This window comes from Ruegeria sp. AM1 (assembly GCF_056540745.1).
Map to the genome: position 1 here is coordinate 854,854 of NZ_JBQFXH010000001.1, position 21,701 is coordinate 876,554.

The 21,701-nt window shown below is 56.4% G+C and carries 17 protein-coding genes; 7 read left to right on the top strand and 10 right to left on the bottom strand.

Translation table 11 applies throughout. The features are described from left to right. Positions 1 to 22: 22 nt before the first annotated feature. Together ACR0I7_RS04260 and ACR0I7_RS04265 are read left to right on the top strand one after the other, a co-directional pair. Positions 23 to 1,183 (top strand): RsmB/NOP family class I SAM-dependent RNA methyltransferase, encoded by a 1,161-nt coding sequence (locus tag ACR0I7_RS04260; RefSeq protein WP_480508748.1) that lies wholly within the window; start codon positions 23 to 25, stop codon positions 1,181 to 1,183. Between the two features lie 107 nt (positions 1,184 to 1,290). Continuing rightward, a complete protein-coding gene (locus ACR0I7_RS04265) occupies positions 1,291 to 3,582 on the top strand; it encodes an ATP-binding protein (protein ID WP_480508750.1) in 2,292 nt (763 codons plus the stop codon). A 24-nt stretch (positions 3,583 to 3,606) separates the two neighbouring features. Here the strand turns inward: ACR0I7_RS04265 and ACR0I7_RS04270 are convergent, their stop codons facing one another. The 4 genes from ACR0I7_RS04270 to ACR0I7_RS04285 form a co-directional block, all read right to left on the bottom strand. Next, positions 3,607 to 4,884 carry a hypothetical protein gene (locus ACR0I7_RS04270; RefSeq protein ID WP_480508752.1) on the bottom strand — a complete coding sequence of 426 codons (1,278 nt, stop codon included), beginning with the start codon at positions 4,882 to 4,884 and terminating at the stop codon, positions 3,607 to 3,609. Positions 4,885 to 4,950: 66 nt separating this feature from the next. Next, positions 4,951 to 6,405 (bottom strand): hypothetical protein, encoded by a 1,455-nt coding sequence (locus tag ACR0I7_RS04275; protein WP_480508754.1) that lies wholly within the window; start codon positions 6,403 to 6,405, stop codon positions 4,951 to 4,953. Between the two features lie 89 nt (positions 6,406 to 6,494). Beyond that, on the bottom strand, positions 6,495 to 7,904 hold the full coding sequence (locus ACR0I7_RS04280; RefSeq protein ID WP_480508756.1) for a hypothetical protein: 1,410 nt from the start codon (positions 7,902 to 7,904) through the stop codon (positions 6,495 to 6,497). A 131-nt stretch (positions 7,905 to 8,035) separates the two neighbouring features. Beyond that, on the bottom strand, positions 8,036 to 9,874 hold the full coding sequence (locus tag ACR0I7_RS04285) for a GumC family protein (RefSeq protein WP_480508758.1): 1,839 nt from the start codon (positions 9,872 to 9,874) through the stop codon (positions 8,036 to 8,038). Between the two features lie 641 nt (positions 9,875 to 10,515). Between ACR0I7_RS04285 and recA the strand changes: the two genes are divergently transcribed. From recA to ACR0I7_RS04305, 4 genes are all read left to right on the top strand, one after another. Next, positions 10,516 to 11,580, top strand: coding sequence for a recombinase RecA (gene recA, locus ACR0I7_RS04290; RefSeq protein ID WP_480508760.1), 1,065 nt, complete (start codon positions 10,516 to 10,518; stop codon positions 11,578 to 11,580). Positions 11,581 to 11,737: 157 nt separating this feature from the next. Next, positions 11,738 to 14,410 (top strand): alanine--tRNA ligase, encoded by a 2,673-nt coding sequence (gene alaS, locus ACR0I7_RS04295; RefSeq protein ID WP_480508762.1) that lies wholly within the window; start codon positions 11,738 to 11,740, stop codon positions 14,408 to 14,410. Between the two features lies 1 nt (position 14,411). Next, entirely contained in the window at positions 14,412 to 14,699 is a 288-nt protein-coding gene (locus ACR0I7_RS04300) for a DUF1330 domain-containing protein (protein WP_480508764.1), read from the top strand. 377 nt (positions 14,700 to 15,076) lie between these two features. Beyond that, on the top strand, positions 15,077 to 15,700 hold the full coding sequence (locus ACR0I7_RS04305) for a transglutaminase-like cysteine peptidase (RefSeq protein WP_480508766.1): 624 nt from the start codon (positions 15,077 to 15,079) through the stop codon (positions 15,698 to 15,700). A gap of 92 nt (positions 15,701 to 15,792) precedes the next feature. Here ACR0I7_RS04305 and ACR0I7_RS04310 read toward each other — a convergent pair whose 3' ends face one another. From ACR0I7_RS04310 to ACR0I7_RS04320, 3 genes are all read right to left on the bottom strand, one after another. Continuing rightward, entirely contained in the window at positions 15,793 to 16,521 is a 729-nt protein-coding gene (locus tag ACR0I7_RS04310; RefSeq protein ID WP_480508768.1) for a hypothetical protein, read from the bottom strand. A 457-nt stretch (positions 16,522 to 16,978) separates the two neighbouring features. Continuing rightward, positions 16,979 to 18,796, bottom strand: a complete 1,818-nt coding sequence (typA, locus tag ACR0I7_RS04315; RefSeq protein ID WP_480508770.1) for a translational GTPase TypA — start codon at positions 18,794 to 18,796, stop codon at positions 16,979 to 16,981. Positions 18,797 to 18,872: 76 nt separating this feature from the next. Next, positions 18,873 to 19,208 carry a DMT family transporter gene (locus ACR0I7_RS04320; protein ID WP_480509709.1) on the bottom strand — a complete coding sequence of 112 codons (336 nt, stop codon included), beginning with the start codon at positions 19,206 to 19,208 and terminating at the stop codon, positions 18,873 to 18,875. A 207-nt stretch (positions 19,209 to 19,415) separates the two neighbouring features. Between ACR0I7_RS04320 and ACR0I7_RS04325 the strand changes: the two genes are divergently transcribed. Next, entirely contained in the window at positions 19,416 to 19,547 is a 132-nt protein-coding gene (locus tag ACR0I7_RS04325; RefSeq protein ID WP_480508772.1) for a hypothetical protein, read from the top strand. A 57-nt stretch (positions 19,548 to 19,604) separates the two neighbouring features. Here the strand turns inward: ACR0I7_RS04325 and ACR0I7_RS04330 are convergent, their stop codons facing one another. Genes ACR0I7_RS04330 through ACR0I7_RS04340 form a run of 3 tightly spaced genes read right to left on the bottom strand, consistent with a single transcriptional unit; the run spans position 19,605 to position 21,651 of the window. Then, positions 19,605 to 20,756: an HD domain-containing protein gene (locus ACR0I7_RS04330; RefSeq protein WP_480508773.1), complete on the bottom strand. Its 1,152-nt coding sequence runs from the start codon at positions 20,754 to 20,756 to the stop codon at positions 19,605 to 19,607. After that, positions 20,753 to 20,998 carry a hypothetical protein gene (locus ACR0I7_RS04335; RefSeq protein ID WP_480508775.1) on the bottom strand — a complete coding sequence of 82 codons (246 nt, stop codon included), beginning with the start codon at positions 20,996 to 20,998 and terminating at the stop codon, positions 20,753 to 20,755. Before ACR0I7_RS04335 ends, ACR0I7_RS04330 begins: the two co-directional genes overlap by 4 nt. Next, positions 20,998 to 21,651 (bottom strand): alpha/beta hydrolase, encoded by a 654-nt coding sequence (locus ACR0I7_RS04340; RefSeq protein WP_480508777.1) that lies wholly within the window; start codon positions 21,649 to 21,651, stop codon positions 20,998 to 21,000. Before ACR0I7_RS04340 ends, ACR0I7_RS04335 begins: the two co-directional genes overlap by 1 nt. Between the last annotated feature and the right edge of the window lie 50 nt (positions 21,652 to 21,701).

The following is a 21,701-nucleotide window of genomic DNA, read 5'->3' on the forward strand; positions in this document are numbered from 1 at the left end:
TGATGCGGGCACGAAAGCAGCAATGATTCCTGCCGCGCGCGTTCAGGCCGCAATCGAGATTCTAGACGAAATTCTTGCTGGGGCACCGGTTGAAAAAGCCCTGACCGGCTGGGCACGCCGCAGCCGTTTTGCGGGCTCGAAAGACCGGGCCGCGATCCGGGATCACGTCTTTGATGCGCTACGGTGCAAACGATCCTTTGCAGCTCTTGGGGGCAGCGAAACCGGTCGGGGTCTGATGATTGGTCAGGTGCGGAGCACAGAAGCGGATCTGGACCAGATATTTACCGGTCGGCGGCACGCCCCTGCGCCAATCGCGACCGGTGAGATCAGGCGCGACTTTGCCAGCGCTGCAGAGCGCTGTGATATCCCGGATTGGCTGTGGCCGGAATTCAAACAATCCTTGGGGGACGAGGCAGAGGCTGCTGCCATCGCCTTACAGAGCCGCGCGCCGGTGCATTTACGCGTCAATCTGGCTAAATCCGATGTTGTGACCGCGCTGTCGGTGCTTGAACGTGATGGAGTTGTCGCTGAGCAGCACCCAGCCTGCGCAACCGCTCTGTTCATTCGCGACGGCGCGCGCAAAGTCTCGCACAGCACGGCCTATCAGCAAGGTCTGGTAGAGTTGCAGGACGCCGCGAGCCAGGCTGTTGTCACGAAACTGCCGTTGCGTCCGGGTATGCGGGTGCTTGACTACTGCGCTGGCGGCGGCGGCAAAGCGCTTGCGATGGCGGCACATGAGGGCATTCAGGTTTATGCGCATGACGCAAACCCGAGCCGTATGCGTGATCTGCCCGCGCGCGCCAAACGGGCAGGGGTCGATATTGCGATTGTCCCGCCTGAAGACATCCAGAATGCGCCTGAATTTGACCTTGTCTTAACGGACGTGCCCTGTTCCGGCAGCGGTTCGTGGCGCCGCGCTCCGGCCGGAAAATGGGCGCTTACGCAACAACGCCTTCGTGATCTGTCTGCGACGCAGCTCTCGATACTGACCACGGCCTCCGGGCTGGTGCGCCATGAGGGTGTGCTGGCCTATGTGACATGTTCGATGTTGAAGGTCGAGAATGAGCAGATTGTAGGCAGATTTCTTGCCTCACAGCCGGATTGGCGATCGGGCTTTCAAAAAACGTGGCTGGTTACCCACGGCACAGATGGATTCTTCACAACGCACTTGACGCGAAGTTAGTACCCTGAAAACAACTAAGAGACGAATTCTGCTGTTTGAATTTCTTTAAGCGGTAATTAACCATTTGTAAGCCGTAATCGGCGAACGAATTCTGCGCTGAGTTGTGAATGTCCGAAGCTAACGATTTTCTGCCCGATCTTTCTGACCGAAATACCCCAAGCAGCGGCCGTCTGGCTTTCATATTGTCTGCGGCTCTGCTTCTTTCCGCCTTACCTGCTTTGGGCGCGCTGCCACGTGATTGGGACTCCGGTCTTTTTGTTGTGAGCGGGTCGTTTTTGGTGGTCACCATTGTTGTTACCATTCGAAACTGGGTCGTAAGCCAGTCTGCTGCAAAGGTCAGGGCTGCGCTCGGGGTCTTCATTGAGCAGGAAAACAATCCCTGTTTTGTGACCACGGCGCAGGGGGATATCGTAGTCGCGAACAGGCGCGCAAAGGCAAAGTTCGACGCGATCAGCGGATCCCGGTTGGATGCGTGTCTGCGATCTCTTTTTGCCAACCCATCGGCCATTCTGCTGCGGCTGCAGTCGTTGGCAGAGGCACATGGACGTATTCACGAGGATATCGTCACCAAGGGCCGGAGCATTCCGATATCCGCCAGCGCATTGCGCGGTGGGCTGTTTTGCTGGCATATCAAGATTTCTGAACCCGGGCAGTGGGACAACGCCGCTCTTCCGGTGCTGACCCTCGGGCGCAACGATATGATCCTGAACATGAATGATGCGGCCCGGACGCTCATCGGATCTGCGCCCTCGGCATTGGATCAAATTCTGGTCGAGAACGACTGTAATCAACAAAGCATCAGACACATCAAGGTCTCAGATGGGACGGTGCGCGTATGCGTCTCGGAAATACGTCGCACTGCGGTGGGGCGGGATGTGGTTCTGATTCCAGTTCAGAACTCTGCTCAGGAGCAGGCGGTGACACCGTTTGCCGATCTGCCGGTACCGGTGATGCGTCTTTCACCAGAAGGGGATATTCTGGAAATCAACCGGCTTGCTCGCAGACTAATCGGCGAGTCCGATCCGGAAACCACAAGGATCGCTGATGTCATGCATGGGTTGGGATATCCGATCAATGACTGGCTTGCCCAGACCGCAGCACAGGATGGACCTCCGCGGTCAGAGTTTTTACGGCTGACACGCAGGGACACCGAAGTTTTTGTACAAGTCACGCTAAGCCGCGCCGTTGCTGAGGGGCAGGTAGCCCTGATCGCCGTCCTCAACGATGCGACAGAGCTAAAAACGCTGGAGGCTCAATTCGTTCAGGGACAAAAGATGCAGGCGGTGGGGCAACTGGCCGGGGGCGTTGCACATGACTTCAACAACCTACTGACTGCCATTTCGGGCCATTGTGATCTGCTGCTGCTGCGTCACGACCAGAATGATCCGAATTACGGTGATCTCGTTCAGATAAATCAGAATGCCAATCGCGCCGCCGCATTGGTCAGCCAGTTGCTTGCATTTTCGCGCAAACAAACCCTCAGGCCCGAGGTGCTGGATCTGCGCGACACAATTTCCGACCTGATCCATCTGCTGAACCGGTTGGTTGGTGAAAAAATCCGGCTCACACTCAGCCACGATCCGATCCTCAAGCCCGTGCGCGCCGACAAACGTCAGTTGGAGCAGGTTCTGATGAACCTTGTGGTCAATGCCCGCGATGCGATGCCCGAGGGTGGGGAAATCCGCATAGAAACAGAGGTCCTGCAACTGAGCGATGCGATTGTTCGTGATCGTGCCACCGTTGCGCCGGGTGAATATGTTACCGTCAAGGTGAGCGACAGTGGCGTCGGTATCCCCGCCGACAAGTTGCAAAAAGTCTTTGAGCCCTTCTACACCACCAAACGGACGGGTGAAGGCACCGGGCTGGGCCTGTCTACCGCCTATGGCATCGTGAAACAGACCGGCGGCTTTATCTTTGTCGACAGCGTCGAAGGTGAGGGGACAGAGTTTTCCGTCTTTCTGCCGGTATCGAGGGCCAAGAAGAACCCCGAACCCTCTGACCATACCATCCCTGACAGCCAAAGTGCGCGTCAGGGAGAAGGCGTAGTCCTGCTAGTCGAGGACGAAGCGCCGGTGCGCGCCTTTGCAACGCGCGCCCTGCGTTTGAAAGGGTTTACCGTGCTGGAAGCGGAATGTGCCGAAGATGCACTGCACCTTCTGGAGGATGCAGACCTGAAGGTAGATATTTTTGTCACCGACGTCGTCATGCCGGGTATTGATGGTCCAACATGGGTACGCCAAGCGCAAAAAGAGCGCCCCGATGTCCGCGTCGTGTTCATGTCTGGCTATACCGAGGGGGCGTTTGGCGATTCTGGACCACAGATTCCAAATTCCGCTTTTCTTCCGAAACCCTTCTCGCTCAATCAGCTGACCGAGGCGGTGTTTCAACAACTTGGTTAGCAGGCTCTCTGCTCGGTCTCACGATCAATGCGCGGCTGTGCTCGAAGATACAGCGCTTGCGTCGGCTCGCCTGGTGACCTTCCCGCTTCTGCTTGTTGCCAACAGGCCGATGGATACGATCCAGGGGATCAGCGTGCCTCTCTGATAGACATGCGTAAAGTTCATGGCCAGCGCGGCAAATGTTAGGGTGATTGTGATGACCGTTGCGCGGCCCATTACTCTGTGAGGCGTATCGGATTTTGCCAATACAGCTGCAAAAATAGCGGACAGAAAAATCAGCGCCAGGCCGAGCAGGGCCATCAGGCCGCCTTCGTTTGCAAGCAGCAGATATAGATTGTGAACCGAGATGTTCTCGGCGCTCAGCTCGCGATATTGACCGCCGCCCATGCCAATCAGCAGGTAGTCAGGCAGGAACCGCCAGGCTTCGATCATCAATCCGGCACGCGAGTCGAAGGTTCCTGCTTCTTGCAGTTCCCCTTCCAATATGGGTGTCAGCACGCGTTCGATGAATGTTGGGGGCAGGATATGCTCGGCCCAACGTAACCCGATTGCGATGACACATGAAATTGCGGCCGTCCATATGAGGATGAGTTTGAGCTTTCCCAGCAGCAAGAGGTAGAGAACGCCACAAATGAAAGCACCTGCCAAGCTTGAGTTGGAACTTGCGAAGATCAAAGTGACAAAAGTCAGTGCAAAGAAGCCCAGAAACACGCCGGGCCGAAAGGCGCGCGAGAGACCGAGATACCACAGAACCGGGAACCACAGCACGATCAGGCCCGCCATGGAATTGGGATTATCGACCAAACCCGTTACCCGCTTGTTTCCGCTGACAAAAACGAATTGTCGGGTGTTGGTTGCAGAATATCCTATCGCATAAGCGACCATACCTGTCATGCAATTCAGCCCGATAGACAGAATGCCGGTCTTGGCCAGTATCACAGCCTCTTTGTAAGGGCGGCTGAGAATGGTCAGGGGCAGCAAAACTAGTGAAAAGAAGTACTGCACCATGACGACAAATGCGTCCACGGGATTGCCGTAAGCAATGCTTCCAATCAGGAGCCCTGCCAGAACGAGGCCGACACCAATCATCCACATCGAGGTCGCTGAATAGATGGGGTATTTAGGAACGTTGCGTGTACATCGCAGCAGCAGCGATAGGGTCAGGAAGAAATCGCTGGCGGTGAAGAACACAATCGGAGAGCGGAAAGCGAAGAAAGTGCTGAGCAGAACACCAAGCACGGCACAAAAGAACTCGGCCCTCTCAAGTGAGGATTTTGGTTTGGCGCCGATCACTCCTTCCATCGCTATTATGCCCTTAGTCCCTCTTGACCCGCCTGCTTTGCTGGCGGGCCGCTTATGCTATGCTACTTACATTCCAACGCCGTCGCCGGCCAGCTCATGGAGAAACTCCTCCAGATTTGTCCAGCCATCGCCGTCCTTATCAAGCTTGGCATCATCCGGGTCCGAGGGGTTCAGACCTTTGTCGCGCTCCCAATTGTCGGCAATGCCATCCTGATCCAAATCTTCATAGGGCGCGGCGCTTGCCAATTCGGGCCATCCCCCCACTTTTTCAGGGTTTCTTTTGAGGACACGCCCGGAACGGTCCCGAACCTCCTGCAGGACACGTGTATCAACGCTGTCCCTTGCCGGGCGCGTCGCACCCGCGAGTTGGAGGACGGTTTCATACACTGTCGAAACCGGGTCTGCCTCGACCAACGGGGTGATCACCGGTGCATCGACCACATAGTCCCGGTGTTCCGGGGCAATCACAAGTTCTTCAGGGAGTGTGCTGCTGTTCCGGTTATCCTCGTCCAGATTGTCCTGCAAAAACAAACGGAACCCGTGTTCGCCGCGATCGAAGAGATAAATCAGCCGATCCGATCCGATGTCCTCGCCGGTAATCTTGTGGTTGCCGATGACGTTTGCTGCAAGCTCAACCCAGCGATTGTCGAACGAGACGACATATTGCCAGCGCGGCGAATAGAGCAGGTTGTTCACAATCTCTACGCTCAGGCCGGGCGCCTTTGGTACGATCTGCGGGTTTCTGAATATGCCGTGGGAAAACAGATTGTGGTGAACGCTGAAATCCCCGCCTTTCGTCAAAAGCATGTTGCGCGCACGTGTGCTTTTGCCCGGGCCGCCGCTGAACAGGGGTTCGCTGAAAATGCTCCACTGAAACGTCACGCGTTCTGCAAATTCGGAATCCACCGTTTCATCGCTGCCCCAACTGGCCGAGATATGATCAAAGATGATGTCGCGGCTGGCATGGGTATAGAGCCCGATTGCGCCTGAACAGCACGCTCTTAACTCATGCGGGCCCGGGCGGACGCGCAGGTGCCGGGCGATGACGTCATGTGTGCGTATCTCAAGCGAGGGGCGCAGTTGCAGCGGGCCGTTGCGTATCGCGATCCCACCTCCGGGCGCGGTCTCACCCGCAATCGTCAGATAAGGATGGATTGCGATCAGGGGCCGTTTTTCGAGCAAGATGGTGCCGCTTACCCTGAAAATGCATGCGCGCGGCCCTTGGGCCTCGATACAGGCGCGCAGCGATCCGGGGCCTTCCTCGTTGGTATTGGTGACGTAAATTGCGGTGCCGCCACGGCCACCTTTGGCGGCTGCCCCGTGCCCCTCGGCCGTTGGAAAGGCGCGCTGCTGACCATCTGGCAGTTGAGGCGGGAATGTTCGTTGCTGAATTTCGGCACTTGCCTCGCCCCCTAGAAACAATGGGCACAGTGCGACAACCGCAATGCATCTGACCGCGGCATCGGTCAGCTGATGTGAAAGCGAAACAAATCCATCAAGAAGATTGCGGGAACTCGACATAATAGGAACCTTTGTGAACTGAAAAACCACTAAATTTCTGATGTTTAAGGTTGCAGGTTGATTTGGTGTTCAAATCTTGTGGGGTTGGATCATGTGGCCTGTCGCCTCAACTCCTGCACTATCAAAATCAACAGCAGGCTAGCACATATGACGACCGTGACGATAGGCCAAAGTACCGCCAGATTGCGAACCGATGCGACCGAAATCACCGAAGACGAGATCAGCGATCCTTGCAGCAGGAAAACCCCAAGACCGGCGCAGACCAGCATGCGTTGGCCAGGCCATTTCACGCTGAAGCACAAGATCGACAGCGCAAGTATCGCTATCGAAACGATCCAACCGAGCGCAAAGATCGCATGTATCGCGGCGGCGAAAGGCGGGGTGTAGACGTCCCTGACAAAACGGCCCGAAGCGTTGTTCATGGGCAAGGGCGAATTTTCAGCCACGTAGCGGTCGATCTCTTCCTGTGAGACGGCATAGTAGAAGGGCTGCCAGTGCGCGACGTAGTGCCGCAGCGCAAGAGACAGGAAACCGGATGTGTTCTGCCGGATGCGCTCGGCGCCGACTTCTCCCATCAGCTGGCGTTGCGAACGTCCGGTTTTTTGAGCCAGCGCCGCAAGCTCGTCGTTCTTGTATCTAAACAGCATGTCGGATTCGAATCCATGCCGAATAAAGAAGGCGATGCTGCCTGACGGAGCCTGTGCAATAGCGTCGCGCGCCGCCTCTGCCTGGTCATGTTCGAGAAAGTTCCAGATTTCTGTTCTTGGGTCATCCTGATCATAAGGGCTTGGGCCGGCCGAAATGACGCCACTTTTTGAGAACAACGCGTTGCCGAGAACCGTCTCACGCTCTGCATTCTGATAAAATGTATAGCAGATACTCTCGACGGACAGCACAAACACCACGCACGAAATCGAAACCGCAGACGCTTTCCAGATGCTTCTGTGGTTCAGGTATCCGCTGGCCATCAAGGCGATCACCAATACCGGCAGCGCAGCATATCCAACGGGACGACTGATGATCATCAGGCCTGCCGACATGCCGAGCAGCAGATAGGATTTGCGATCCAGCTTGTAACACAGGCGGATAACGGCGGTGAGAAACAGGCAGAGCGCGGTTTGGAACAAAGACTCGGTTAAAATGCTGTTGTTAAAGTAGAACGTCATCGGGTTGAAAATCAGGAGAAGTATCAACACCACGCCAAACGTGGGCCGTCCTGAAAATCTGGCGAAGGTAAAGGCGAGTATCGCTGCGGAAATGGAAAACAACCAGGTCTGCGCGATCACGGCGGCGCGCAGGGGGCGTCCCAGTGTTTCAAACAGATCAAGAAATGCCGGGTACACAACACCACGGTAGGCTTCGGCCTCAACATAGCCCGCAGATGCGTTGGTGACATACACATCCGCCAGCTGAAAGGTCGACTGAACCGCAGCCGCGCAAAGCGCGATGAATACAATAAATAACCTTTGTTGAACTAGCGGCTGCGTCGCGCGTTTCATCGTTAACACTCCGAAAATCGGTACTGGTCACCATTTCTCCTGCACATCATGCGAGAAAACACTCTGAGCGGTCTCGCAAGCCGCCCTGTTTGACACCGCCGGGGACAGGCCCCTGGCACTAGCGATTTGCGCTAGTAGTCGTCGTAGTTTCCATAATATCCATCATACCCGATCCAGCGGAATTTTTTCGGATCGATGTCATTCAGGACGGTTCCCAAAATGCTGAAACCCGCCTGCGACAGGCGCCGCGTTGCGGTGTTTAGCGCATCCAGCGGCGTTTTTCCCCAGCGCGTCACCAGCAGGACGGCGTCGACCAGTGCTTCATTGCGATAGACTTCGTCCAGGATGAGCGCTGGCGGGGTATCGATTACAATCAAATCATACCGTGCCGCCAGGGTATCACGCAGCTTTTTAAGCTTTTTGTCCGCAGCTTCTGTTAGCTCCCGCGTGGGCGATTTGACGGTGACCAAGTCCAGCGTACCCGCTGTGGGCACCGATGTTTGCACCGGCTGCACAACGAGGTTGTCTCCGTAAATATCCGAGAATTGTACATCCTTAAGGTCTGGGAACAGCAGTTTGGTGGCGCCGCGGCGGTGCGTATCCAAATCGATCAGCAGCGCATTCATGCCATCAACAGCCGCCGAGGCCGCAAGGACGGTGCTGACCATCGACTTGCCCTCATTCGGCAGACCCGACGTGATAAGAATGGTCTTGGCGTCCTGAAATTTGATGCAATTTGTCAGTACGCTGCGCGCGGATTCTGACAAAGATGACTTCGGGTTGTTGAGCAGGTCATCAATCGGATTTGCACGGCCGCGGATCTTTTTCTGCTTTATGAAATAGCCAAGATTGTTGAGGCCCGTCGCTTTGTGGATCTGCTTTTCGTTACGAACGGTCCGGTCCATCCCTTCGCGGACCAGCGCGAAGACAAACCCAAGGATCAATGACATTGCGCCAGCCAGCAACGTTGCAAGCAACCGACTTGGCGCATAGGGGGCGATTGGCACACGGGCGACCGAAACCTGGGCCGTTCCTTCGTCAATCTGACCAATCCGTGTCTCCAGCAGGTTCAGATTGTCGATGGCCGTCTGAAAGCGTGACCGAAGAAGCTCGATTTCGCGTTCCTTGCGAAGCAGGGACAATTCCGAGCGTGTTCGTGTCTGCAGCTTTTCTTCGGCTTCGGCCACTCGCTCGCGCAGTATTTCTTCTTCGGCCTCGGAAATCTCCTGTTCGAGGCCCGCGTTCAGGATGGCGCGTTCGCGTTCGACATTGCTTCGGAGACGTATCATGACCTGATCGTCGTCCAGATTGTCGTTGCGGATAAAATCAGCAAGTTCGGCTTCGGCTTGCGTCAGTTCTTCGCCCAGCAAGCCAACACGCCGACGCAGATCGTTGATAGACTTTTGCAACCTATCGAAACGCGTTTTTAGCTCGTTGTCGATGTAGACCGTGATAACAGTATTGGCCAGCGCGGCAGCAAGAGTAGGGTCCGTTGAGCGGCCTTCTACCGTAACCGCAAGGCTCTCGCCGGTTCTAGCTACATTGTAGGAACCCAGAACTTTGTCGATCACAGCCTCATGCCGAACCGCTTCATCAACGGGCAATCCGGTATCAGGATCCACCTTGCTTATAAAACTGCTGTCTTCGAACAGGTCCAACGTTTCTGCGACTTGTTCGGCAAAGTCTCTCGACCGGAGCTTCGCTAGTTCCGTCTCGACCCCGGGCCGGCCAAACTCGACCGTTTCAAGCTGCCCGGTTGTCTCGCTGAACCGTGTTTCGGACAGCGCCAGAACCATCTGCGCCTTTGTCTGATAGCGATCAGGTACCGAAGACATATAGATAGCAGTCATCGTAACCGCGACGATAACCAGAACCGTGATCGCCATAATGTTGCGGCGCAATAGCAGCCAGATATTTACGAAATCGCCAGTTTCATCCTGACTACCAGCAACGTCATTCGATGACTGCACGGTTGTACTCCAAACTTAGTTGTTCAATCGATACGACGACAAACGCGTATCGGAATCCAGTAAAATATGTCGCGCACTTGTATCGCCACTTGAGGTGAGGTGGTAGTATATTTCTCCACAAATCCCACAATTTAGGGCAGCGCCGGCCGCCGTGTATTTCGCGCATGCCTATCAGACCATAAGCGCTTCTGTACCGGGTCTGGGCCGGGTGCGCGACAAAACCCCGTGCAGTGACACCAGATGTGACACAAGCGAGACCATTTTTCGGTAATGTTTCGCCTGTGGGGACAATGCGAGAGTGCTTAAGGTGGTGCGCGCGTTTTAGGGCGAAACGCATCTTCGTGGGAGGGGCCGGTTTGCCTTGCTAAACCGGGTATTGTGTTGAAACCAAAGCTGCGACGTGATGCAGATCTATCCTGTGTGTGAAGTATGTATTTATTTTTTATAGACTTACGAGGGATTTGACGGGCTGCAAGAAGTTCAAAACGCCGTAAACGACTCTTTAACTCATTTGCGAAAGGTTAGAATTCGGAAAGTTTTGATTGAAATGTTCTCCTTTTGATCCCATAAGGAACAAGAGGCGAACAAAGCAGCGATTGCCGCCCGTTCAAGGGTGTGACAAAAGGGAAGGCGACAGGACAATGGCGGATCTTCTGACAATGAGCGATAAGAAAAACGCAGACAAGCAAAAGGCGCTCGACAGCGCACTGGCTCAGATCGAACGGCAGTTCGGCAAGGGCTCGATCATGAAGCTGGGCGAGGATTCTAAGCAGGATATCGAGGCCAGTTCGACCGGCTCGCTGGGACTGGATATTGCGCTGGGAATTGGCGGCCTGCCGATGGGGCGGATTGTTGAGATTTATGGCCCGGAAAGCTCGGGTAAGACCACATTGACGCTGCACTGTATTGCAGAGCAGCAAAAGCGTGGGGGCGTCTGTGCATTTGTCGATGCAGAACACGCGTTGGATCCGCAGTATGCCCGCAAGCTGGGCGTTGATCTGGATGAATTGCTGATTTCGCAGCCCGATACCGGTGAACAGGCACTTGAGATCACCGATACGCTGGTGCGCTCGGGGGCGGTGAACATGGTCGTGGTCGACTCGGTGGCAGCGCTGACGCCAAAATCCGAGCTGGAAGGCGACATGGGCGACAGCAATGTCGGCGTTCAGGCCCGTCTAATGAGCCAGGCGATGCGCAAGCTGACCGGTTCGATCAGCCGCTCGAACTGTATGGTGATCTTCATCAACCAGATCAGGATGAAGATCGGCGTCATGTTCGGCAGCCCAGAAACCACCACCGGGGGCAACGCGCTGAAATTCTACAGCTCGGTTCGTCTTGACATCCGCCGCATCGGCGCGATCAAGGACCGTGATGAAGTGGTTGGCAACCAGACCCGCGTCAAGGTTGTTAAGAACAAGGTCGCACCGCCGTTCAAACAGGTCGAATTCGACATCATGTATGGCGAGGGCATCTCGAAAATGGGCGAACTGCTGGATCTTGGCGTCAAGGCCGGTGTGGTCGAGAAATCGGGTTCCTGGTTCAGCTATGGTGACGAGCGGATCGGGCAGGGGCGTGAAAATGCCAAACAATACCTGCGCGAGAACAGCCGGGCAGCGCTCGAGATCGAAGATAAGATCCGCGCCGCGCACGGGCTGGATTTCGACATGCCGCCGACTGTCGAGGATGACGATATCCTCGAGGCCTGAGGGCGCGCGGAAGGCCGTGATAGGTTGACAGTGATGCATTCAGGGCGGTCCGTCGGGGCCGCCCTGCTTCTTTTGCTGAACGTCAATGCTGTGGACTATCTGCGGGGACAGGGCTAAACCTGCCCAGACCACGATTATTGCGCGCTGAGAGAACCTTATGCCCACCCTGAACGATATCCGCTCAACCTTTTTGAACTACTTCGACAAACAGGGGCACGAGGTGGTTGCGTCCAGCCCGCTGGTGCCCCGCAATGATCCCACGCTGATGTTTGTCAACTCAGGCATGGTTCAATTCAAGAACCTGTTCACGGGCGTCGAAACCCGTGACTACCAGCGCGCGACAACAGCTCAGAAATGTGTGCGCGCAGGCGGCAAGCACAACGATCTGGACAATGTCGGATACACCGCACGCCACCACACATTCTTTGAAATGCTAGGGAACTTCTCCTTCGGGGACTATTTCAAACCCGAGGCGATCCCGTTTGCATGGGAACTGATCACCAAGGAATTCGGGATCGATAAGAACCGACTGCTGGCCACGGTGTATCATACCGACGATGAAGCCTTTGAAATCTGGAAGAAAGTCGGTGTCCCCGAAGATCGCATCATCCGCATCGCCACAAATGACAACTTTTGGCAAATGGGTCCGACCGGTCCCTGCGGACCCTGCACAGAAATCTTCTATGACCACGGTGATCACATCTGGGGTGGCCCTCCGGGATCCGCCGAAGAGGACGGTGACCGCTTCATTGAGATCTGGAATATCGTTTTCATGCAGAACGAGCAGTTCGAAGACGGCTCGATGGTGGAACTCGACATGCAGTCGATCGATACCGGCATGGGGCTTGAGCGGATCGGAGCACTGCTGCAGGGCAGCCATGACAACTATGACACTGACCTGTTCAAAACGCTGATTGAGGCGTCGGCGGATGTGACAAATGTTGATCCCTATGGCGATCAGAATGTGCATCACCGGGTGATTGCGGATCACCTGCGGTCGACCTCGTTCCTGATCGCGGATGGGGTCATGCCAAGCAATGATGGACGTGGCTATGTGCTGCGCCGGATCATGCGTCGCGCCATGCGGCATGCACATCTGCTGGGGGCCAAAGACCCGGTCATGCACCGGCTGGTTCCAACTTTGGTCCAACTGATGGGCGCCCAATATGCCGAACTTGGTCAGGCACAGGCCCTGATCGAAGAGACGCTGCTGCTTGAGGAAACTCGGTTCAAACAGACGCTGGATCGCGGTCTCAAGTTGTTGGACGACGAAGTCTCCGGTCTGGAGGAGGGCGCAGCCTTGTCTGGTGCTGCGGCATTCAAACTCTATGACACCTACGGGTTCCCGCTGGACCTGACGCAGGATGCGCTGCGTGAAAAGGGACGCACCGTTGATACATATGGGTTCGACGCAGCAATGGCAGAACAAAAAGCCAAGGCGCGCGCGGCTTGGGCCGGATCTGGCGAAGCCGCAGATCAAGTTGTCTGGTTTGATGTCCTGGATGCAAGCGGCGCAACAGATTTCCTGGGCTACGACACCGAAAAAGCCGAAGGGCAGGTGGCCGCGCTCATAGTTGATGGGGCGCAGGTGGATCGTATCGAGCAGGGCGGAACCGGTTGGGTTGTGGTCAATCAGACCCCATTCTACGGCGAGGCCGGCGGTCAGATCGGCGATACCGGTGAAATCCGCCGTCTCGAAGAGCGTGCAGATGTATCCCGTGTCGAAGACACTCGAAAATTTGCCGACGGCAAGGTCTATGCCCATAAGGTCACCGTTGATCATGGCATGCTATCAAAAGGCGATGCGGTTGAGTTGGAGGTCGATCACGCCCGCCGCACCGCTATTCGCGCGAACCACTCGGCCACACACCTGCTGCACGAGGCTTTGCGTGAGGCGCTTGGGGATCATGTCGCGCAGCGCGGATCGCTGAATGCTGCGGATCGTTTGCGGTTTGATTTCAGCCACGCGAAGGCGTTGACCACTGAAGAAGTTCAAAAGGTCGAGCGCGAAGTGAATGATTTCATTCGCCAAAACTCGAGTGTTGAAACCCGGATCATGACCCCCGACGATGCACGAGAGCTGGGGGCACAAGCGCTGTTTGGCGAAAAATATGGTGATGAAGTGCGCGTCGTATCCATGGGCAAGGCACCGACTGGCAAAGGCCATGATGGAGAGACCTGGTCGATCGAGCTGTGCGGTGGCACGCACGTTCGTCAGACCGGTGACATTGGAACCTTCGTCATCCTGGCGGACAGCGCCAGCAGCGCAGGTGTACGCCGCATCGAAGCGCTGACGGGAGATGAAGCGTTCCGACACCTGTCGGCGCAGGACCACCGTGTTGCGCAGATCGCGATGGAGCTGAAAGCACAGCCCGGCGACGTCGTGGATCGTGTGAAATCTCTACTGGACGAGCGGAAAGCTCTGCAGAACGAAGTCGCCCAACTGCGCCGCGATCTGGCTATGGCAGGGGGTTCGGACGGCGGCGGCGGCGAAGCGCGTGAGATAAACGGGGTGAAGTTCCTAGCGCAAACGCTGCAGGGCGTGTCCGGAAAGGATTTGCCCGCCTTGATCGATGAACACAAGGCCCGGTTGGGGTCCGGCGCGGTTCTGCTGATTGCGGAAACCGGGGGTAAGGCCGCCGTTGCGGCTGGCGTGACTGAGGATCTAACCGGGTCAATCTCGGCCGTGGATCTTGTCAAATCCGCTGTTGTAGAACTGGGCGGCAAGGGCGGCGGTGGTCGTCCGGATATGGCTCAGGGTGGCGGTCGCGACGCATCAAATGCAGAGGCGGCAATCAAGGCCGCAGAGCAGGTACTGGGAGGGTCCTGAGATGGCCGCACTTTGGATTGCACATGTCACGGTCACCGATGACGAAGCCTATGGCAAATACGCACAGCTGGCAGGACCGGCCATCGCCAAGCATGGCGGTGCGTTTATCGCCCGGGCCGCGCGGTATGTTCAACTGGAAGGCAAGGATCGCCCGCGTAACGTGGTTGCCCGCTTCCCGTCGGTCGAGGCGGCTGTGGAGTGTTACCACTCACCAGAATACCAAGAAGCCCTTAGCCATGCGCGTGGCGCGAGCGAGCGTGAACTGGTGGTTGTAGAAATCACCGAGTGAGAATCACGAGCCGGGCGGAGCCCCAAAAGACAGAAAAACGGTCCGACGGCGTGTCGGGCCGTTTTTTGCATTGTGAAAACAGGCTGCAGGCAGTGTAGGACTCTAGGTTGCGGTCGTCGCCTTTATTATCATTATTTATCAATGTAGTAGATTTCAGATGACGTAAGGGAAACGGGCAGCCCCGACCTCAAATGTGACCAGCATCGCCATGTTCTTGAGCAGAAATAGTCACAAAAAATGACGAATTTCCGCCGCTTTTTCCCTCCAGTTTGACCAGAGATTGCGCTGCCTGATCTGTTCTCGGATAGTTTTGTTAACCGAAAATTACGGTTCAAGCTTGCAATATCGCTATGCTAGTCTTGGATCGAGGGGCAGATATGACACCTGTAAGAAACAGATTGAGCGCCACCATGGGCCGCACTTTGATTGGCTCAGCCAAGGTATTTGGTGTTGCCGTGATGCTTTGCGGGTCGTTTTTTGTGGGCACCTCGGCCAGCGCGACGGGATCTGCGTTTATCAAAAGCGTTGCAGCATCGCCGCCGCCCTCGGGCGCACAACAGCTCTGCCGACAGTACTCTTGGGCTTGCGCTAACAAGCATTCTGTCTCGCTGTCGACCCAGCAGGAAATGAGCCTAGTCAAGCAAATCAATCGCGAGGTCAACGCCTCGACGCGATCGGTAACAGATCAATCACAATACAAGACACGTGAACGCTGGGCTTTGCCCACAGCCCTCGGCGGCGATTGTGAGGATTTTGTTCTTCTGAAGAAGAGGGATTTGATCAAGGCGGGCATTGATCCCAAAAAGCTGCTTATTGCGACGGTCCTTGATACGCGCCGCAATGCGCATGCCGTTTTGGTTTATCGTTCCAGCCAAGGCGATCTTATCTTGGACAACTTGACCAACCGGATCAAACCGTGGTCGGATACCAGATATCTTTTCCTGCGGATGCAAGATCCAGAGCAGCCTAGGAACTGGGTCGGGGTATACGGCAGAAGTTAAGCCAAGTGTCAGTATAGAGGCTCTGGATACTTGTGAGCCGAGAAAAAGGGCGCGTGATTACGCGCCCTATCTTTTTTAAAGGGCTGATATCGTTAGTCGACACTAGGGTCGGGTCTGCCAGAGCCACCGCCGTCACCCGAGCCACCACCGTCACCCGAGCCGCCACCGTCACCCGAGCCGCCACCGTCGCCAGAGCCGCCACCGTCGCCAGAGCCGCCACCGTCGCCAGAGCCGCCACCGTCGCCAGAGCCGCCACCGTCGCCAGAGCCGCCACCGTCGCCAGAGCCGCCACCGTCACCCGAGCCGCCACCGTCGCCAGAGCCGCCACCGTCGCCAGAGCCGCCGCCGTCACCGGAGCCACCGCCGTCACCGGAGCCGCCACCGTCACCAGAGCCGCCACCGTCACCAGAGCCGCCACCGTCACCGGAGCCACCGCCGTCACCGGAGCCACCACCGTCGCCAGAGCCGCCACCGTCACCAGAGCCGCCACCGTCACCGGAGCCGCCACCGTCGCCGGAGCCGCCACCGTCGCCAGAGCCACCACCGTCACCGGAGCCGCCACCGTCACCAGAACCGCCGCTGCCGCCTGAGCCACCGCTGCCGCCAGAACCGCCGCTGCCACCAGAGCCGCCGCTGCCGCCAGAACCACCGCTGCCACCAGAGCCACCTTCATTCGCCGGGCCGTCGCCGGAGCGTGTATCCGTCGAACCGATCGATGCGGTTGGGAAATCTGTCAGGACAGCTGCAAAAGCGGGGCAGCTTTGAAGTGTTCTCGAGAGGATATCCTCAAAATCCGCGCGCCGATGGATATACCGGAGCATGCGCGCATCAACGACGCTACAAGCACAAAGGGTTTCTGTTGAAACAGACTGTTTGGCAGTCCGGACAGTACACTTGCCCGCTGCATTCGCCGCGTCAGTCGAAAGAAGAGGGAATGTTGCTGATACGAAGACAATCGATAATATACGGGACTTGATGCGCATAGCGCGTCTCCTTGAAACTCGTTACCACTAGGTCGCTTATGCACCGAAAAAATGGTGCTGTTTATGAACGACGTCACACTTTGGCCATAAATACACTCTTCTCACGCCATATTTGCAAGAGCTCGCGAAGAAGAATCCCGAAAATTAATTCTCCCCAAAGTAGATTCGCTTCAAAAAACATGAGGAAAACCTGACATTTCGCCAGATTCTCCTCGTTTCTTTATGCGCGAAGTGGACGCAAAAAAGTCACAGTCGATCTATTGTTTCCAATGCGCGCGGCAATCCGATGGGTCGCTTAGGCGGTTTTCGACATGCGCTTGCGCTCATGCGGGTCCAAATAACGCTTGCGCAGGCGTACCGCGTTCGGCGTTACCTCAACCAGTTCATCGTCATCGATATAGGCAATCGCCTCTTCTAGCGAAAACTGAACATGGGGTGTCAACCGAACCGCATCGTCCGATCCGCTGGCCCGCACATTGGTCAGTTTTTTGCCTTTGAGCGGGTTCACCTCAAGATCGTTGTCACGTGAATGCTCACCGATGACCATGCCCTGATACACGTCCGCCTGCGGCCCTACAAACATGCGCCCACGCTCTTCGAGGTTCCACAGCGCATAGGCGACGGCCTGACCGTTCTCCATGGAGATCAGGACACCGGCGCGACGACCAGGAATCTGGCCCTTGTGCGGCGCCCAGCCGTGGAACACGCGGTTCAGTACACCGGTGCCGCGTGTGTCGGTCAGGAACTCGCCGTGATAGCCGATCAGTCCGCGCGACGGCACATGAGCGATGATTCGCGTCTTGCCCGCGCCAGCAGGACGCATCTCAGCCAGTTCGCCTTTGCGGGCACCTGTGATCTTTTCGATCACCGAACCCGAATACTCGTCATCCACGTCAATGGTGACTTCCTCGATCGGCTCCAGCCGCTGCCCGTCTTCTTCACGGAACAGAACCTGCGGACGCGAAATGCTGAGCTCGAACCCTTCGCGCCGCATGTTTTCGATCAGAACGCCCATTTGAAGTTCGCCACGACCCGCGACCTCAAACGCCTCGCCGCCGGGGGTGTCGGTGATGCGAATAGCAACATTGGACTCGGCTTCCTTCATTAGGCGATCACGGATAACGCGGGACTGAACTTTTTTCCCATCGCGTCCGGCCAGGGGCGAATCATTGATGCCGAAGGTTACGGTGATCGTTGGCGGATCGATGGGTTGGGCAGGCAGGGCCTCTTCGACCTGTGGTGCAACAAGTGAATCCGCGACGGTTGCCTTGCTCATGCCCGCAATGGTGACGATGTCGCCGGCCTCAGCCACGTCAATTGGTTGTTGCGCCAGACCACGGAACGCAAGAATCTTTGACGCACGGAAGTTCTCGATCACGGCTCCGTCCCGGCTGAGAGCTTTGAGGCTGTCGCCGGCTTTGAGCGTACCGCTTTCCACCCGGCCGGTCAGGATACGGCCAATGAAAGGGTCACTGCTGAGGGTGGTGGCGAGCATCCGGAAGGGCGCGTCTTTTTGCGCGATCTGCTTGGGAGCGGGCACGTGATCGACGATCAGATCGAACAGCGCGCTCAGATCCTTGCGCGGGCCGTCCAGTTCCATATCGGCCCAACCGGACCGACCTGAAGCATACATTGCCGGGAAATCCAGCTGATCGTCATCGGCGCCCAGGTTCGCAAACAGGTCAAAACATTCATCCAGCGCGCGATCAGGCTCGGCATCGGGTTTGTCGACTTTGTTGAGCACCACAATCGGACGCAGCCCCAGAGCCAGCGCCTTGGAGGTCACAAACTTGGTCTGAGGCATCGGGCCCTCAGCGGCATCGACCAACAGAACAACGCCGTCGACCATGCTGAGAATCCGCTCGACCTCGCCGCCGAAATCAGCGTGCCCGGGCGTATCGACGATATTGATGCGGGTGTCTTTCCATTCGACCGATGTTGCCTTGGCCAGAATGGTAATGCCGCGTTCGCGTTCCAAATCGTTGCTGTCCATGGCGCGTTCAGCCACGGCCTGGTTTTCGCGGAAAGCTCCGGATTGTTTGAGAAGCTCATCCACCAGGGTCGTTTTGCCGTGGTCCACGTGAGCGATGATTGCGATATTGCGCAGGTCCATGAGAGGTCAGCCTTTGAACGGGAAGTTGTCGCGCGCATAACGCGGCGCGACAAAATATACCAGCCCTAACCAGTGCTCAGTGACCTGCGGTTTCTGAAAACAGGTGAATAATCAGGATCCCTGCCAATATCATCGTCAGTCCAAGCACGGCGGGCCAGTCGAGCCTTTGTCCGAACACGATAAAACCAATCAGCGCGATCAGTGCAATTCCAAGGCCCGACCAGATCGCATAGACGATACCAACCGGCATGACCTTCAGCGTCAACGCCATCAGGTAGAACGCGCAACCATATCCCAGGACGACCACGACCGAGGGCAAGAATCGCGTGAACTGCTGACTGGCCTGCAGAGCCGTCGTGCCAATGGTTTCAGCAACAACGGCCAGCAACAGGATAAAATAGGCTTTGGGCATGGCACACCACCTTCTTCCAAGCACCTCGGCCAGCTTGGGCATGAAGTATTCGTGCCGGGCAAGCGAATTCTCCTGCATCTGATGGACGGGGCCAATACAGGGAAATGCTAATTATTCGTTAAGGTCAGGTAAACCAGACTATGAGGTCTTTCTGAGGCCATGTTAGAACGTACTTGTTTTTGTTTCTTTGGTTAAAGAGTTTTTAGCATGACGACATTTTCTAAATACGTCATTTTTGCCTCGGTTATTATTGTGACACTTGGGTGGCTTTTAAGCGAGGGGGCTGTCGATATCGATGCAGCGAATATGCCTGATCGATTCGATCAAAACGCTGTCTGAGCGCCGACCGGCAAAATAGGGAAAAGGAGCCTTCGGGCTCCTTTTCTCTGGCCATATTCAAGCTGTGCGAAAGTGCTGTTCCAGCTGCGGTGACAACCAGTCCCAAAGCGCCGGCGCGCCACGCATAACATATGCGCCGACACGCGTCTCAAGCTGAGCCAGCGTCACATTGTATTCTGCCCACGATCCACCGCCGTTTTCCAGATTCGCAATCGGCGTCTGCACACGGTCGATCGCTTTGGCAAAACGCGCATCTGGGCTTTCGGCGGCCTCGAATTCGGACCACAGCACTTTAAAAACCCGTGCTTGATCCTGCGGAAGCAGGCCGAACAGACGCGCGGCGGCGGCCTCTTCTTCGGCGACTTGTGCCGCATGATCGACCTGACCGTGGATTGGATGATCTCCTGCGTCGATCTCAACGATATCGTGCAACAAAAGCATTTGCAGAACCCGGTCGGCATTAACCTCTTGTCCAGCATATTCGGACAGCACCCAGGCATGCAGCATGATGTGCCAGGAATGCTCGGCTGAGTTCTCATAGCGTGACGCTGCAATAAGCCGCGATGCGCGCTGCACAGATTTCAGCTTGTCCGCTTCGGCGAGAAAAGGAAGACGCTGCGTGAAGTCATTGATCTCTGTGTCATCAACGCCGGTGAACAGCGCCCGCGCGTGCGCATAGGCCAGCGGAAAGGCGTGCCGAAGATAGGCGGCGCGACCTCCATCCAGATTGCCTTCAACAACCTCCAGATGCTCTGGCTGAGGTTGGCCCGCGCACAGCACCTGAAACAAGGGTTGGCACCTGTCTAGGATCTTGGCGAACCGAGCATCTGCGGTCCGGTCGGCCTCAAACTCGCGCCAAAGGTTCAGAAATACTGTGGCCTGATCTGCGGGCAAAATCCCAAACAGCTGTTCCGCCGCTTTGTTTTCTGCTTCGGCGACGGCCTTCCAATCGGTCTCCAGGTGAATTGGGTGGTCGCCAACGATGATCTCGACCAGATCATGCAGCAAAAGCATCTGAATGACGCGCTCGATCCTGACCTCAGGACCGGCGAGCGGAGCCATCACCAGTGCCCACAGAGCCAGATGCCAGCTGTGTTCGGCAGAATTTTCTGCCCGCGACTGATCCAGCAGGGCATTTGCCCGCTCAACCGTTTTAAGTCTGTCTGCTTGTTTCAGGAACTCGATCTGTGCAGACAAACGTTGGGTCATTGTTTTTCAATCGCTTTCACTTTGGATCGATGATCCGCCAGTCGTTTCACGACAAACTGGCGCGCCTTGCGCTCTGCAAGACGCACACGGATTTCGGTCAGGAATGCTTCTTCAAGCGACTGCGACGCCGCACCAAGCACCTCACCCACTTCGACATAGAACCGGTCCTGACCGGTTTCATCCATCACTTTCATCGTGTCCTCTGCAAGCCGTGCGGCTAGAGTTGTGATGGTGTCCGACATCAGCGCGTATTCTCGGTCAGGCGGCGTTTCACATAATCGCTGACATCGGTGATCAGCGTATCCATGTGGCGATCCTGAAAGAAGTGATCGGCGCCCTCAACCTCGTTATGGGTGATGGTGATGCCTTTTTGTTCATGCAGCTTGCCAACCAGCGCGGTGGTATCCGCAGGCGGTGCCACACGGTCGGACGAGCCGTTGATGATCAGGCCCGAAGACGGGCAGGGCGCGAGGAAGGAGAAATCATACATGTTGGCGGGTGGCGATACGCTGATGAACCCGGTGATCTCAGGACGGCGCATCAACAGCTGCATGCCGATCCAGGCGCCAAAGGAAAACCCTGCCACCCAGCAGTGTTTCGAGTTGTTGTTCATCGACTGCAAGTAATCCAGCGCCGAGGCCGCATCGCTCAGCTCGCCCACACCCTGATCGTATTCACCCTGGCTGCGCCCGACACCGCGGAAGTTAAAGCGTAAAACCGTAAAGCCCATGTTGTAGAACGCATAGTGGAGGTTATAGACCACCTTGTTGTTCATGGTCCCGCCAAATTGGGGGTGCGGATGCAGCACGATGGCGATCGGTGCGTCTTTTTCCTTTTGCGGGTGGTAGCGGCCTTCCAGGCGGCCTTCGGGTCCGGGAAAAATCACCTCGGGCATGTGTGCTTTGGTCCTGTCTTTTTCGCTTATGGCGCCGGGATATACTTGAC

Coding starts and splice junctions, on each gene's coding strand:
- ACR0I7_RS04260 (WP_480508748.1), top strand. CDS start 23: ATGATTCCTGCCGCGCGCGTTCAGGCCGCAATCGAGATTCTAGACGAA.
- ACR0I7_RS04265 (WP_480508750.1), top strand. CDS start 1,291: ATGTCCGAAGCTAACGATTTTCTGCCCGATCTTTCTGACCGAAATACC.
- ACR0I7_RS04270 (WP_480508752.1), bottom strand. CDS start 4,884: ATGGAAGGAGTGATCGGCGCCAAACCAAAATCCTCACTTGAGAGGGCC.
- ACR0I7_RS04275 (WP_480508754.1), bottom strand. CDS start 6,405: ATGTCGAGTTCCCGCAATCTTCTTGATGGATTTGTTTCGCTTTCACAT.
- ACR0I7_RS04280 (WP_480508756.1), bottom strand. CDS start 7,904: ATGAAACGCGCGACGCAGCCGCTAGTTCAACAAAGGTTATTTATTGTA.
- recA (WP_480508760.1), top strand. CDS start 10,516: ATGGCGGATCTTCTGACAATGAGCGATAAGAAAAACGCAGACAAGCAA.
- alaS (WP_480508762.1), top strand. CDS start 11,738: ATGCCCACCCTGAACGATATCCGCTCAACCTTTTTGAACTACTTCGAC.
- ACR0I7_RS04300 (WP_480508764.1), top strand. CDS start 14,412: ATGGCCGCACTTTGGATTGCACATGTCACGGTCACCGATGACGAAGCC.
- ACR0I7_RS04305 (WP_480508766.1), top strand. CDS start 15,077: ATGACACCTGTAAGAAACAGATTGAGCGCCACCATGGGCCGCACTTTG.
- ACR0I7_RS04310 (WP_480508768.1), bottom strand. CDS start 16,521: ATGCTCCGGTATATCCATCGGCGCGCGGATTTTGAGGATATCCTCTCG.
- typA (WP_480508770.1), bottom strand. CDS start 18,796: ATGGACCTGCGCAATATCGCAATCATCGCTCACGTGGACCACGGCAAA.
- ACR0I7_RS04320 (WP_480509709.1), bottom strand. CDS start 19,208: ATGCCCAAAGCCTATTTTATCCTGTTGCTGGCCGTTGTTGCTGAAACC.
- ACR0I7_RS04325 (WP_480508772.1), top strand. CDS start 19,416: ATGACGACATTTTCTAAATACGTCATTTTTGCCTCGGTTATTATTGTG.
- ACR0I7_RS04330 (WP_480508773.1), bottom strand. CDS start 20,756: ATGACCCAACGTTTGTCTGCACAGATCGAGTTCCTGAAACAAGCAGAC.
- ACR0I7_RS04335 (WP_480508775.1), bottom strand. CDS start 20,998: ATGTCGGACACCATCACAACTCTAGCCGCACGGCTTGCAGAGGACACG.
- ACR0I7_RS04340 (WP_480508777.1), bottom strand. CDS start 21,651: ATGCCCGAGGTGATTTTTCCCGGACCCGAAGGCCGCCTGGAAGGCCGC.